Source organism: Streptomyces ziwulingensis (assembly GCF_039542605.1).
Lineage (GTDB): Bacteria > Actinomycetota > Actinomycetes > Streptomycetales > Streptomycetaceae > Streptomyces > Streptomyces ziwulingensis.
On the sequence record NZ_BAABIG010000022.1, the window covers coordinates 358,090 to 372,128 of the forward strand.

A 14,039-nucleotide genomic window follows, 5' to 3' on the forward strand; every position below is an offset into this window, starting at 1 on the left:
CGTCCCGCACCACGAGTCGGCCGACCCGGCCGACTCGGAAAGAGTCACGCTACCTACCTGACCTGCACGGAGTCCGGTGGTTCGGGGAATTGCCCGGCACGCCGGCAGCCCTGCGGCACGGAACATCGGCGGCGTCCCGACCGTCTCGTCCGACCTCCCGAAGGAATCGCAGTGGACCCGGTTCTCGCTGCCGCCCTGTGCGGTGTTCTCATCCTGCTGATCGTCGCCGTGGCGGCAGTCCTGATCGCCCGGTCCGCGCTGAACGGGACCGACTCCGCGGACCGGGCGGGCGTCCTGACCGCGGTGGCGGAGGTGGTCCGGGCGATTCGCGGCAGGCGCTGAGCCGAGGCCGCGGCCCCCGCTTGTGAACCTGTGACTCACCGCACTTTCCGAGTGGCCCGGGAAAAGCCTGGGCATGAGCCTGCCGGGACGAGCGGACGCCCGGAGGTCTCACCATGCGATACCGCGGGGGCGAGATCCGGACGCTCGTTAGACTGAGCCGACCGCAGTACATATACGTACATGCGGAAAGAGACGGAATGAGCGAGGAGCGCACGTGGGCCTTGTCGTGCAGAAGTACGGAGGCTCCTCCGTAGCCGATGCCGAGGGCATCAAGCGTGTCGCCAAGCGGATCGTGGAAGCGAAGAAGAACGGCAACCAGGTGGTCGCCGTCGTTTCCGCGATGGGCGACACGACGGACGAGCTGATCGATCTCGCCGAGCAGGTTTCCCCGATCCCTGCCGGGCGTGAGCTCGACATGCTGCTGACCGCCGGTGAGCGGATCTCCATGGCCCTGCTGGCGATGGCGATCAAGAACCTGGGCCACGAGGCCCAGTCGTTCACGGGCAGCCAGGCAGGAGTCATCACCGACTCGGTCCACAACAAAGCCCGGATCATCGACGTCACCCCGGGCCGCATCCGCACCTCGGTGGACCAGGGCAACATCGCCATCGTGGCCGGCTTCCAGGGCGTCAGCCAGGACAGCAAGGACATCACCACGCTGGGGCGCGGTGGTTCCGACACCACGGCCGTGGCCCTCGCCGCCGCTCTCGACGCGGACGTCTGTGAGATCTACACCGACGTCGACGGCGTGTTCACCGCCGACCCGCGCGTGGTGAAGAAGGCGAAGAAGATCGACTGGATCTCCTTCGAGGACATGCTGGAGCTGGCCGCCTCCGGCTCCAAGGTGCTGCTCCACCGCTGTGTGGAGTACGCCCGCCGGTACGACATCCCGATCCACGTCCGGTCCAGCTTCAGCGGACTTCAGGGCACCTGGGTCAGCAGCGAGCCGATCAAGCAAGGGGACAAGCAGGTGGAGCAGGCCATCATCTCCGGTGTCGCGCACGACACCTCCGAGGCCAAGGTCACGGTCGTCGGCGTGCCGGACAAGCCGGGCGAGGCCGCCGCGATCTTCCGTACGATCGCCGACGCCCAGGTCAACATCGACATGGTCGTGCAGAACGTGTCCGCCGCCTCCACCGGCCTGACGGACATCTCCTTCACGCTGCCGAAGACCGAGGGCCGCAAGGCCATCGACGCCCTGGAGCGCAACCGCTCCGGCATCGGCTTCGACTCGCTGCGCTACGACGACCAGATCGGCAAGATCTCGCTGGTCGGCGCCGGTATGAAGACCAACCCGGGCGTCACCGCCGACTTCTTCACCGCGCTCTCCGACGCCGGGGTGAACATCGAGCTGATCTCGACCTCCGAGATCCGCATCTCGGTCGTCACCCGCAAGGACGACGTCAACGAGGCCGTGCGCGCCGTGCACACCGCCTTCGGACTCGACTCCGACAGCGACGAGGCCGTCGTCTACGGAGGCACCGGCCGCTGATGGCCGAAACCGAACGGTCCGGGCGGCCCACGCTCGCCGTCGTGGGGGCGACCGGAACCGTCGGTTCGGTCATGCTCCAGATCCTGTCCCAGCACGCGGACATCTGGGGCGAGATCCGGCTGATCGCCTCGCCGCGCTCGGCCGGCCGCAAGCTGGTCGTGCGCGGCGAGCAGGCCGAGGTCGTGGCGCTCACCGAGGCCGCCTTCGACGGGGTCGACGTCGCCATGTTCGACGTACCCGACGAGGTCGCCGCGCGGTGGGCGCCGCTCGCCGCCGCCAAGGGCGCGGTGGTGGTGGACAACTCCGGCGCGTTCCGGCTCGACCCGGACGTGCCGCTCGTCGTGCCCGAGGTCAACGCGCACGCGGTCCGGACCCGCCCGCGCGGAATCGTCGCCAACCCCGGCTGCACGACCCTGTCCATGATCGTCGCGCTGGGCGCGCTGCACGCCGAGTTCGGCCTGCGCGAGCTGACGGTCTCCTCGTACCAGGCGGTCAGCGGGGCCGGACGGGACGGCGTCGACACGCTGCGCCGGCAGCTCTCCCTGGTGGCCGGCACGCAACTGGGGACCAGCCCCGGTGACGTACGGCGGGCCGTCGGCGACGGCACCGGCCCCTTCCCCGAGCCGGTCGCGCTGAACGTCGTACCGTGGGCCGGGTCGCCGCGTGCGGACGGCTGGTCCTCGGAGGAGATGAACGTCCGCGACGAGTCCCGCAAGATCCTCGGGCTGCCGCACCTGCCGGTGGCCGTGACCTGCGTACGGGTCCCCGTGATCACCACGCACTCCGCGACCGTGCACGCCCGCTTCGAGGGCGAGGTCACCGTCGGCAAGGCGCGCGAGATCCTCGCCACCGCGCCCGGCGTCGTACTCTTCGACGATCCCGCCGCGGGGGAGTACCCCACCCCCGCCGACGTCGTCGGCACCGACCCGACGTGGGTCGGGCGGGTACGGCGGGCCCTCGACGACCCCACGGCGCTCGAACTCTTCGTGTGCGGGGACAACCTGCGCAAGGGGGCGGCGCTGAACACCACGCAGATCGCGGAAATGGTAGCGCCCGAGTTCGCTTGAATTTTGTAGGATCTGCGTTAGTGATGTGATCCGGACAATGGCGCAGGTCTCTTGATCAAAGACCCCGTGCCGTCAGAGGATTTGCTCCCCGCCCTCCGCAACCACGCGGAAGGCGGGGAGCGTCTTTGCGGTCACCCATCCGGGGCGTGGGGACGCCGAAGGTCGGACGTGGGGACGTCCGGTCTATAGGGGATATAGGGGAAGAGCGGGATGCATGAGGGCAAATGATGCACCTGAGGTGGCACTGCCTGACGCGAGAGCGAACGCGACGTCCGTCGCGTACAACCCTCATGGGGGTGTGGGTGTCCAACTGGCGTGGCAGAGGTTCTCGAGTTCACCCCCAAGCTCTTCGAGCAGGGGATGCCCCCCGCGGCGACAGGCGGCACGGCACGGCGTCCGACCCGGCGGCCCGCGCGTTCTCGCGCGGTCGGCGCGGCCGGCGGCATGCCGGTGATCGCGCCCATGCCCGCGGCCCGTGCTCCCATACCGAGTCAGCGTGACGGTGCGGAGGACGTCGTGGCGGCGGGCACCACCGTCGACCACCTGACCGAGACCTATCGCACGCACTACCGGTCGCTCCTCGGCCTCGCCGCCCTCCTGCTCGACGACACCGCGTCCTGCGAGGACGTCGTCCAGGAGGCGTTCATCCGCGTCCACTCGGCGCGCAAACGCGTGCGCGAACCCGAGAAGACGCTGGCCTACCTGCGGCAGACGGTCGTCAACCTCTCCCGGTCGGCCCTGCGCCGCCGGATACTCGGCCTGAAGCTGCTGTCGAAGCCGATGCCCGACATGGCGAGCGCGGAGGAAGGTGCCTACGACCAGTTGGAGCGCGACTCCCTGATCAAGGCGATGAAGGGACTGCAGCGCCGCCAGCGCGAGGTCCTGGTGCTCAGATACTTCGCCGACATGACGGAGGCGCAGGTCGCCGAGACGCTCGGCATATCGCTGGGGTCGGTCAAGGCGTACGGGTCGCGCGGCATCGCCGCGCTCAGGCTGGCCATGGGGGCGCCGGCATGAGCGACGGCCACGATGCGCGGCGCGCACCGGACGGGCAGGAGCAGAAGCAATCGCACGCTGGGAACGGAACTGTGAACCACGGCCCCCACACCCACGATCAGGGACCCGACGTCCGGAGTCCCGAGGACATCCCTGAGGAAACCGGTCCCGACGAGGACGCCGTGACGGGTGAGTTTGAGGCCGGATCCGAAGGCAAGTTTGAGAACGTGCTTGGAGACGGACTCAAGAAGGCGATGAGCGGCGTACCCGCCTCGGACGAGTCGGCGCTGCGCCGACTGCTGCACGAGGCGGTCCAGGAGGTCGAGCCGCGCGACGGCACCCTGGAGTACCTGAGGCGGGCCGTGCCCGCCCGCCGGGCGCGCAAGCGGCAGGCAGCCGTCGGTATGGCCGCCGCCGCCCTCTTCATCGGCACCGCCATCCCCGCGCTCGTGCACGTCTCCAACGCCGCCGGCCCGGGCGTCGACCCCTCGGTCGCCGGCCACGCCTCCCAGGCGCACGGCGGCTCGGGCGACGGCAAGGACCCGGCCGGCGGCCACGGAGCCACGGTCGGCTCCCCCGAGAAGGACGGGAAGAAGGACGAGGCCGAGAAGACGGAACGCGGCGAGGAGAGGGAGACGGGGCGCGGCGGCGGTGCCACCGAGGATGCCGGCACTCCCTCGTCCCCGGCCGCGGCCGGTGTCTCCGCGTGCACGGCGGAGCAACTGGGCGCCGCCGTCGCCTCCAGCGCCGCCCCCGACTCGACGGGCGTGGTCTACGGCTCGTTCCGGGTCAGCAACGTCTCCTCGGCCGGCTGCACCCTGAGCGGCCCCGGCACGGTGGGTGTGGCCGCCCAGGGCGCGGCGGACGCCACCAGGATCGGCACCGCCCGGCACGCGGCCGGGGACCCGGCGGCCGGACTGCCCGACCCGTCGACGGAGACCGCCCAGTTGCCGCTGACGCCCGGCGACGCCTACGAGGTGCGGTTCGCCTGGGTGCCCTCGGCGACCTGTCCGACCACGGGCGACCCCACCGGCGGCGGCACGGGCGGGCCCTCGCCCGAGCCCTCACCCACCGGGGACACGACCACCACCACGGGCGGCACCGAGACCGGCACCACCGACACCGGCACCGGCACCACGACCCAGCTCCTCGCGGACGCCCCCGCCGACGGGAGCGTGGCCGTGACGTACACGGCACCGACGGGTTCGGGGGCCGCGACGGCGGTCGTCCCCAACGCCTGCGCGGGGATCGTGTACTGGACCGGAGCGATCGCGGGGTCCTAGACCTCGCGGGTCCCCTCCAGTCCTGGTCACGCCTGGACTTCGCGGACTCTCAGAGAGCCGGGCCGGCTCCCACGCGGGACTTCGGCCCGTCCTCGCCCCCGGCGCCGTCGCGGCCCTCGCCCCCGGCGCCGTCGCGGCCCTCGGCCCCGGCGCCGTCGCGGTCCCCGGCCCCGTCTTCGTCCTCGTCCGGCGGGGTCAGGCCCAGTTCCGCGTCCCGGGCCAGCTCCGCCTCGCGGCGCAGCAGCCGGAACCACATGAAGACCACGAAGCCGACGAAGGCGAACCACTCGGCGGTGTAGCCGAGGTTCTGGAACGCCTTCAGGTCCAGCCCGGAGTCCTGCACCTCGCTCACCGGCACGGCCCGCATCCCGGAGTCGCCCTTGTCGAGCGTGACCCAGGCGTCGTACACGTCGTCCGGCACGAGGTTCACCAGCGAGGCGGCGCTGATCGCGGCGGTCTGGCCGGACGGCAGGCCGCCGCGGGCACTGACCCCGTTGTCGCCGGGGGTCTCGGACGCCTGGAGCGCGCCGGTGACGGTGACCTCGCCGGCCGGCGGCGCGGGAGCCTTCGCCGGGTCGGCCTCGCCGGGCAGCCAGCCCCGTACGACGGGCAGGACCTCGCCGGAGCCGGTGCGCAGCAGGGTCAGGACGTAGTAGCCGGTCTTCTCGTCCAGCTTCCGGTCGGGTACGAGCAGTTGCTCGGTGTACCGGCCGGTGACGGTGGTCTGCCTGTTGACGGTCGCCTTGTCCACGGGCAGCAGCTCGGCCAGTGGCACGGCCTTCGACTCGCGGGCCGCCGCCGCGTGGGTGTCCGCGGCCCGGTGGTCCTCGACCCGGTCCTCGAACCGGCTGAGCTGCCAGGACCCCATGAAGACGCAGAACGGGATCGCGAGCACGACGAAGACGTTGATCCCCCACCAGCGGGGCGTCAGCAGGAACCGGTACACGCCTTCAACGGTACGGGGCTTCCCCGAGTTCCCCGCCCCGGGGTCCGGCGGGGACCCGGGGCGGGTTATCCACAGGCTGGGGGCCGAATCTGCGCGGTGGGGGCGGGTCGGGGCACTATGGGGCCATGACTGAGAGCAACGGGTCCGTCGGACGCAGGGCACAGCAGGCACAGAGGTCGGGGCAGGGATCGGCGCAGGGGGCGGCGCGGGGACCGATACAGGGCGAGGAGACGCCCGACTGGGAGAAGCGGTTCCGGGCGCCCCGGGTGTCGCTGCCCGACTGGGCGGAGGACGCACCCGACCGTGCCCTGTTCGTGTCGAACGCGACGGGGACCTACGAGCTGTACGCCTGGGACCGGTCGACCGGTGAGCAGCGGCAGGCCACCCACCGGCCCCACGGCACGACGGACGGCGTGCTCTCGCCGGACGGCGCCTGGATCTGGTGGTTCGACGACAAGGACGGCGACGAGTTCGGCGTGTGGCGCCGCCAGCCCTTCGCGGGCGGCGAGGACGCGCCGGCGGTGCCCGGCCTCGACCCCTCCTACCCGGCGGGCCTCGCCCTCGGCCGGGACGGACGCACCGCGGTGGTCGGCCGCTCCACCGACGAGGACGGTACGACGATCCATCTCGCCCGCGGGGAGGAGCCCCCGGTGGAGATCTACCGGCACCGCGAGTCGGCGGGCGTCGGCGACCTCTCCCACGACGGCTCGCTGATCGCCGTCGAGCACACGGAGCACGGCGACGCGATGCACTCGGCGCTGCGCGTCCTGCGCCCCGACGGTTCGAAGGCCGCCGAACTCGACGACACCGAGGGCGGCACCGTGGAGCTGGGCCTGGAGGTGCTGGGCTTCGCCCCCGTCGACGGGGACACCCGCCTGCTCATCGGCCACCAGCGGCGCGGCCGCTGGGAGCCCCTGGTGTGGGACGTGGCGACGGGCGAGCAGACCGACCTCGCCCTGGAACTGCCCGGCGACGTCAGCGCCGAGTGGTACCCGGACGGCAGCGGCCTGCTGATCGTGCACGGCTTCGAGGCCCGCAGCGAACTGTTCCGCTACGACCTCACCGCACGCGAACTGGTCGAGATCCCCACCCCGGCCGGCACCGTCTCCGGAGCGACGGCCCGCCCCGACGGCAGCGTCGAGTACCTGTGGTCGTCGGCCGCCGAGCCCTCCGCGGTCCGTTCCACCACCGGCCGGGTCGTCCTGGACGCCCCCGGCCTGCGCTCGCCGGGCTCGGTGCCGGTGGAGGACGTGTGGGTGGAGGGCCCCGGCGGCCGCATCCACGCCCTGGTCCAGAAGCCGGCCGGCGCGACCGGCCCGCTGCCGACCGTCTTCGACATCCACGGCGGCCCGACCTGGCACGACAGCGACTCGTTCGCCGCCGGCCCGGCGGCCTGGGTCGACCACGGGTACGCGGTGGTACGGGTGAACTACCGGGGCTCCACGGGGTACGGGCGGGCCTGGACCGACGCCCTGAAGCACCGGGTCGGTCTCATCGAACTGGAGGACATCGCCGCGGTCCGCGAATGGGCGATCACCTCCGGCCTCGCCGACCCCGCCCGGCTGATCCTCACCGGCGGCTCCTGGGGCGGCTACCTCACACTGCTGGGCATCGGCGTCCAGCCCGAGGCGTGGACGCTGGGCATCGCCGCGGTCCCCGTCGCCGACTACGTCACGGCGTACCACGACGAGATGGAGGGCCTGAAGGCCCTGGACCGCACGCTCCTCGGCGGCACCCCCGAGGAGGTCCCGGACCGCTTCGCGGCATCCTCCCCCCTGACCTACGTGGACGAGGTGAAGGCCCCCGTCTACATCTCCGCGGGCGTCAACGACCCCCGCTGTCCCATCCGCCAGATCGAGAACTACGTCAAACGCCTGGAGGCCAAGGGCGCCGACCACGAGGTGTACCGCTACGACGCGGGCCACGGCTCCCTGGTGGTGGACGAACGCATCAAGCAGGTCCACCTGGAACTGGACTTCGCGAAGCGGCACCTGCCGCCGCAGGACTAGGCGGGCGCGGGGGCGGGGGCGAGCGCGGGGGCGGGCGCGGGCGCGGGGCTCCGGCCGGGGTGTAAGGGGGGCGGGGCAGACCCCGGCGGTCCGATTCGGTCCTTACGGTCTGGTTCTGTCCCGTACCGGCTGGTTCGGTCTCCTACCGGCTGGTTCGGTCTCCTACGGGTTGGTGCGGCGTCGCGCCGCGCGGCGCCCCAGCAACTCCGCCAGCCCCCGCCGGGTCGCCGCCAACACCACCCGGTCCGTCGTCCGCAGGACGTACGTGTCGGGCAGATCCCACACCAGCCCCGAAGCCGACCCCGCACCCGACCCCGCACCCCCGACGCCGCTCCCCTCCTCGTCCCCCCGTCCGCCGGAGGCCCCCGTGTCCAGCGCCAGCACCCGCCACGCCCCCGCCCGGAACGCCTCCCCGACCGTCCTGCCCTCCAACTGCGGATGCCCGGCCACCCGGACCGCCGCGAACAGCAGCACCCGCCGCTCGACCGGGATCGCCCCCAGGATCTGGCGGCCCATCATCGCCCCGGCGAAGGCGGGCGCGGCCAGGTGGGTGACACTCCGGCTGCGGGTCAGCGCCGTGGGGTGCGCCGCGCGCAGGGTCCGGTACACGGCCGTCGCGAAGTCGTCGTCGTACAGCCGCAGTACGACCCGCAGGTCGGCCCGTACCGACCGGCCGTACAGCACGGCCTCCAGGTTCGTGGTGTCGACGCTGGTGAGGGCGAGCAGGGCGTGCGCCCGGTGGATCTTCGCGGCCTCCAGGACGCCCTCCTGCGTGACGTCCCCGAGCACCACCGGTACCCGGAGCCGCCGTGCCGTCGCCATGCCCCGTGCCTCGGGGTCGGACTCGACGCACACCACGGGGATGTGCAGCTCCCGCAGCCGGGTCAGCACGCGCGTGCCGATCTTGCCGAGACCCAGCAGCACGACATGTCCGCCGAGCCCGCGCGGCGGCTTGCGCAGCCCCGAGTTGGTGCGGAAGGTGCCGAGGGCCTCCAGGACGGCCGCCAGCAGCACCGGCAGCAGCAGCAACCCCACGAAGCCGGAGAGGAGTTGCAGTACCTGCTCTCCCGTCGACAGGTCGAGCGCCGGCTCGTTGATGGCGAACAGGTCGAGCAGCGTCACGTACGTCGCGTGCAGCGGATGCTCCCCGGTGACCACGGTCAGCGCCACGGCGAGCGCGACCACGCAGGCCACCAGCCCGGCCAGCGACCACCGCAGCCGGCGGGAGAAGAGCGAACCGATCGCCGGCACACCCGCGCGTCCCGGCGGCAGCGCCGGCCCGGAGTACGACACCTGCTCCAGGACGACCGTGCCGCGTCCGGTCGCCCGCGCCACGGCCGCCGCGTCGGGCAGCAGTCGCGGTCCCAGCTCACCGCTGCCCTCCGAACCGTCCGCCCCGGCCGGGTCGTTGCTGGTGGCGGAGAGCAGCGCCAGCGTGCACAGCCCGGGATCGGCGACCTCCCCGGGGCGCGGCGGCTGCCGCTCCACGGCCCGCAGCAGCAGCCCGTCGGTCTCGACGACCTTGCTGGTACCCACCAGGGCGGTCGCGGCCAGCGCGGGCGCCGCGGTGTCGGCGTCCGAGAGGACGGTCGTGGAGGTGTCGAACCCGGTGGACCGGGCCTCGCCCGTCGCCAGCGCGGCGGCCTGGTCGAGGAGTTCCTCGATGTGCTGGCCGAGCCGCCGGTTGTACAGGCGCAGGACGAGCCGCAGCCGGGGGTTGAGCCGGCGGGCGGTGAGGGCGGCGCGGATATTGGTCTCGTCGTCGTCGTAGACCAGGGCCAGCGCGGCGGCCCGGTCCACGCCGGCCTCGGCGAGCACGGCCTCGGTCGGCTCGGCAGCGGCCATCTCCCGGCCGTCGTCACCCCCACCACCCTGCTCACCCGAACCCGAACCCGAACCCGAACCCGCACCAGGGCCTGCCGCCGCACCCGGTCCCGAACCCGTGCCGGACCGGTTGACGGCCGCGTTCACCAGGTCCAGCAGCGCGGCCGAGGCGGCGCGGGCGCGTCCGACCACCGGCTGGCGCACCCGCTGCCCGCTGGGCGGCACGACGAGCGTGACCTGTTCGCCGTAGACACCGCGGAGTTCGGCGGCGAGCCGATGCGCGAGCCCGTCGTCGCCGCACACCACCATGTGCGCGCTGAGATCGGCCGGCCGACTGGGATTCACCACGCTCGCCACGAGGGGTAGGACTACCCAGGTGGGGTGGGTGGTTCCCCCGGCGACCGAACGGATGTCCGGCGTGGAGCAGGAGCCGAGGCGGGGCACCCGCTTCTTTCACTAACCCTGCTCCTGCTCCGGTTGCTGTTGCTGTTGCTGTTGCTGTTGCTGTCGCTGTCGCTGTCGCTCTCGTGCCGGTCCGGTCAGGGAGGGGTCCGCCTGTCCCTCGACCACCTCGCGCGCCACGTCCCGCACCGCCCGCTGGTGTGCGCGGGCGTGCTTGCGCAGGAAGTCGTACGCCTCGTCCGGTGTCACCGCCCAGCGGTTGGCGAGTACGCCCTTGGCCTGTTCGACGACGACGCGGCAGCTCAGGGCGAGTTTCAGTTGCGCGGTGAGCGTCCGGTCGCGGGCGGTCTCACGGGCGCGTTCCAGGGTGACGGCGGTGAAGTAGGCGATCGACTGTCCGAGGGCCAGGGTCTCCGGGGAGAACGGGTCCCCCTCGCCCGAGAGCAGGACCAGCGCGCCGTTCGTACCGGCCGGCTCACGCAAGGGGAGCGCCACCACCCGCCGGTAGCCCAGCCCCAGTGCCCGCGGGGCGTACTGCGGCCACCGCTGCCGGGCGGGCAGGCTGTCGAGGGCCGCCTGGTGTCCGGGCCGGTCGGCCCGGTGGCAGTCGTGGCCGGGGCCCTCCCGCCACCTGACGGCCTCGTGCTCCAGGCCGGACGCGTCCGGGTCGGAGCCGGCCACCTGAGCCGTCCCGTAGCCCTCGGGGGCGTACACGACGGCCGCGGCCCGGACGCCGAGCAGCGAGGGGGCTTCACGGGCGAGGACGGAGAGGGTCACGGTCACGTCCGGCGGACCGTCCACCGTGTTGCCGGCCAGCGCGACGAAGGTGTCGGCCAGCCGCTGCTGGGTCGTCATGGTGGTTCTCTCTCGGTCGAGTTCCCGGTCCGCGTACGTGGGCCGACGCGGCCCGACACCTTGCCGTCGCTGCCGGACCGGGATCTCTCCCGCTGCCTTGCGGGTCCATGGCGATCAGCGTACGCCCGCCGGGTCGGCCGGGGGACAAGTCGGGAAATCGGTCGTGAGATCAGCCCGTTGACGGGTCGCGGGACCGGGTGGCTCCGTCCTCGACCAGTCCCCGCACGACCGCCGCGATCTCGACCAGAGGCAGCACGAAGTCCGCCGTACCCGTGTCCACGGCAGCCTGCGGCATCTCCGTGAACTCCGCGGTCGCGGGGTCCTCGACGATCACCGTGCCGCCGCGCGACTTGACGGAGTCGACCCCGGTGGCGCCGTCCCGTCCGGTCCCGGTGAGCACACAGGCGATCGCCCGCGGACCGTACGCGCCGGCCACCGACTCGAAGAGGAGATCCGCGGAGGGACGTACGAAGTGCACCAGCGCAGTTCTGGCCAGAGTGAGGACGCCGGGGGAGCCGATGAGGAGGTGGTGGTCGGGCGGGGCGAGGTAGACCGTCCCGGGCAGCGCGTGCTCCCCCGCCTCCGCGAGTTTCACGGGTATCCCGGACCGGCGGGCGAGGATCGCGGGGAGGGCCGTCCGGTGACTCCGGGAGAGGTGCTGGACCACCAGCACCGGTACGGAGAGGCCGGGCCGCAGCGCTGTGAGCAGGGCGGTCAGCCCTTGGACGCCGCCTGCGGAGGACGCGACGGCGACGATGCCGCCGTGCTCCACGGGTGCCTGATAGGCCGTCACGCTTCGAGGCTAACGGACTCCGGCCGGTGGGGTGAGACGGTCCTCGGACCGGGGTGTTGGACAGTACTCGCTGTCAGCAGGGATGGATATTACGCCTGAAATGTCAAGCAAAGGCAGCAGATTTTAATCCCAACGAGGGAACGCTGTCTCCGGTGAACCGTTTCTGTACGAAAGCGTCGCCTAGCTCCCACCGCGCCGTCCTAAAGTCGACCTCCCGTCACCCCTGCCCCCGGTGGCCCTGCACCTCCGTCGTAGCCCGCTTCCGAACGAGGCGAGCCGGCCGGCCCATGAACTCACGGTGATGTAGCCATGCCCGGGAACACTGCCCCTGCGGCCCCACACATCCGCACCTATGAAACGGCGGGAAAAACCGTCGTCGAACTGCTCGGCGAGATCGATATCGCCGCCGTCGACCACGTCGGCGCAGAGCTGGACACCGCGACGGACCGTCCGGAACTCCGGCTCGTGATCGACCTCGGCTCCGTCGACTTCATGGACTGCGTCGGCCTGGGCATGCTCTGCCGTGCCCGCCGCCGAGTCGAGGACCGCGGCGGCCACCTGACGCTCGTCTGCCCCCACCCCTTGATCCGCAAGATGCTGCGGGTCGCCGGGCTGTGGCAGGTCTTCACCCTCACAGACACCCTGGACGAGGCCCTGGGCAGCCGCGAGGCGGCCACCTGAGGGCGGGCGGCGCGGGGGGTGGGTGGCGCGGCGGCACGAGCGGCGCCCACCCTCGGCCGGGGCCCGCGACCCCACGGTGTCGTTCCTGGCACGGGAGCTGAGGAGGAAGTCGGAGGCGACGCTGTGGCCTGATGTATGCCAGGGCGGGTGTGGCCTCCAGCGTCAGCAATAGTCGTATGATCCGACCGTGGGTATAGGTGACGTCACTCGTGACGATGTGCTGCGTACACCGGCGGCGTACGACGACCTCGGCGGAGAGTCGTTCGAAGGTTCGCGGGCAGAGATGCCCGTCGCCGAAATGCCGGTCGCCAGACGTCTGTTGGTGTCACCGGCGTTCGGCAGTGCCGAATCGCGTCGGCACTGGAGAGACACGCTGGACCAGCTCGTGCCGTTCACCGGGTACGAGTACGCGGCGAAGCTGACGGGCGACCAGCTGGACCGGCTGACGGAGCTGCACCCGGACGGGCAGGCCCGGTTCTGGGGGGCCACATCGGCTCACGACGGCAAGATGGCGGTGGTTTCCACGGGCGATGTGGTGCTCTTCACCGGGAGAAATCACGTACGTGCCATCGGCGAGGTCGGTGCGATCTTCCGGAACAGCTCCTTCGCCGACGTGATGTGGCCGCCTGGACAGGGTGGCGAGAGCTGGCACACGGTCTACAGCCTGCGCGAGTTCGTGACGACGGAGATCCCCTACACCACATTGAGCGCGCTTCTCGGCTACCAGCCCAACTTCCAGTACCCGGGCCAGCTGGTGCTGTCCGGCGATCGGGCCCGAGCGGGTATCGACGGTCTGCTCATCACCACCAGGACCGCCCTTGAGGAAGCCGGCGCCGTGACGCCGCCGCACAGGGCCCGCGAGTTGCCGGTGGAGCGGCAGCACACTCGCTCCACGACGGTCGAGCGAGCTGCTCAGCGGTTGCTCCACAACCGGGACGAGTCGGCGTTGGTCATCGAATTCTGCGCCACTCTCACCGACACGAAGTCGACCCGCCTCTCCAGCCCGGCGGGCATCTGCGACATCTTCTTGAACGGACCCGAGGGGCGTGAGCTCATCGAGGCGAAGTCCCGTGTCGAGCGCGGACATGTCCGCGAGGCACTGGCTCAACTGCTCGACTACGCGCGATACGTCCCCGGCCGCGTCGACCGCCTGTCAGCTCTCTTCCCTCACCCCGTCCAGCCCAAGGAACGCGACCTGCTGCACCACTACGGGATCGATGTCATCCATCGGGCGGCCCCCGACATCTTCGCACGCAGCCCCGCTCCCGACGACGCCCGCGAACGAATGCGGCCCCTCTGGGAGCGGCGCCGGCCGAGCCACTGACCGTGACCGACGAGGGCGCCCTCGC

General features: G+C 71.9%; 12 protein-coding genes. 8 read left to right on the forward strand and 4 right to left on the reverse strand.

Going from position 1 to position 14,039, the window contains the following annotated elements; translation table 11 throughout:
* Window positions 1-171: 171 nt before the first annotated feature.
* The 5 genes from ABEB00_RS12595 (at window position 172) to ABEB00_RS12615 (ending at window position 5,180) form a co-directional block, all read left to right on the forward strand.
* Window positions 172-342 carry a hypothetical protein gene (locus tag ABEB00_RS12595; protein ID WP_345619508.1) on the forward strand — a complete coding sequence of 57 codons (171 nt, stop codon included), beginning with the start codon at window positions 172-174 and terminating at the stop codon, window positions 340-342.
* Between the two features lie 214 nt (window positions 343-556).
* Window positions 557-1,834 carry an aspartate kinase gene (locus ABEB00_RS12600; RefSeq protein WP_345619510.1) on the forward strand — a complete coding sequence of 426 codons (1,278 nt, stop codon included), beginning with the start codon at window positions 557-559 and terminating at the stop codon, window positions 1,832-1,834.
* Window positions 1,834-2,901 (forward strand): aspartate-semialdehyde dehydrogenase, encoded by a 1,068-nt coding sequence (locus ABEB00_RS12605; RefSeq protein WP_345619511.1) that lies wholly within the window; start codon window positions 1,834-1,836, stop codon window positions 2,899-2,901. The genes ABEB00_RS12600 and ABEB00_RS12605 overlap by 1 nt, the downstream gene beginning before the upstream one ends.
* Window positions 2,902-3,345: 444 nt before the next feature.
* Complete coding sequence (locus tag ABEB00_RS12610) at window positions 3,346-3,918, forward strand: SigE family RNA polymerase sigma factor (RefSeq protein WP_345619676.1); 573 nt, start codon at window positions 3,346-3,348, stop codon at window positions 3,916-3,918.
* Window positions 3,919-4,124: 206 nt separating this feature from the next.
* Entirely contained in the window at window positions 4,125-5,180 is a 1,056-nt protein-coding gene (locus ABEB00_RS12615; protein WP_345619512.1) for a hypothetical protein, read from the forward strand.
* A 49-nt stretch (window positions 5,181-5,229) separates the two neighbouring features.
* On the opposite strand, the gene ABEB00_RS12620 is transcribed toward ABEB00_RS12615, so the two are convergent.
* Entirely contained in the window at window positions 5,230-6,126 is an 897-nt protein-coding gene (locus ABEB00_RS12620; protein WP_345619514.1) for an SURF1 family protein, read from the reverse strand.
* 125 nt (window positions 6,127-6,251) lie between these two features.
* On the opposite strand from ABEB00_RS12620, the gene ABEB00_RS12625 reads away from it, so the two are divergent.
* The gene (locus ABEB00_RS12625; RefSeq protein ID WP_345619515.1) at window positions 6,252-8,135 is read left to right on the forward strand and encodes a S9 family peptidase; all 1,884 of its coding nucleotides are present in this window, start codon (window positions 6,252-6,254) and stop codon (window positions 8,133-8,135) included.
* 162 nt (window positions 8,136-8,297) lie between these two features.
* Here ABEB00_RS12625 and ABEB00_RS12630 read toward each other — a convergent pair whose 3' ends face one another.
* The 3 genes from ABEB00_RS12630 to ABEB00_RS12640 all read right to left on the reverse strand — a co-directional run bounded on the left by ABEB00_RS12630 (window position 8,298) and on the right by ABEB00_RS12640 (window position 12,009).
* Window positions 8,298-10,268: an NAD-binding protein gene (locus tag ABEB00_RS12630; protein ID WP_345619677.1), complete on the reverse strand. Its 1,971-nt coding sequence runs from the start codon at window positions 10,266-10,268 to the stop codon at window positions 8,298-8,300.
* A 147-nt stretch (window positions 10,269-10,415) separates the two neighbouring features.
* Window positions 10,416-11,216, reverse strand: a complete 801-nt coding sequence (locus ABEB00_RS12635) for an ANTAR domain-containing protein (RefSeq protein WP_345619516.1) — start codon at window positions 11,214-11,216, stop codon at window positions 10,416-10,418.
* Window positions 11,217-11,385: 169 nt separating this feature from the next.
* Window positions 11,386-12,009 carry a chemotaxis protein CheB gene (locus ABEB00_RS12640; protein ID WP_345619517.1) on the reverse strand — a complete coding sequence of 208 codons (624 nt, stop codon included), beginning with the start codon at window positions 12,007-12,009 and terminating at the stop codon, window positions 11,386-11,388.
* Between the two features lie 309 nt (window positions 12,010-12,318).
* On the opposite strand from ABEB00_RS12640, the gene ABEB00_RS12645 reads away from it, so the two are divergent.
* Both ABEB00_RS12645 and ABEB00_RS12650 read left to right on the forward strand, forming a co-directional pair.
* Window positions 12,319-12,690, forward strand: coding sequence for an STAS domain-containing protein (locus tag ABEB00_RS12645; protein ID WP_345619518.1), 372 nt, complete (start codon window positions 12,319-12,321; stop codon window positions 12,688-12,690).
* Between the two features lie 187 nt (window positions 12,691-12,877).
* Window positions 12,878-14,014, forward strand: a complete 1,137-nt coding sequence (locus ABEB00_RS12650; protein ID WP_345619519.1) for a hypothetical protein — start codon at window positions 12,878-12,880, stop codon at window positions 14,012-14,014.
* Window positions 14,015-14,039 lie beyond the last annotated feature (25 nt).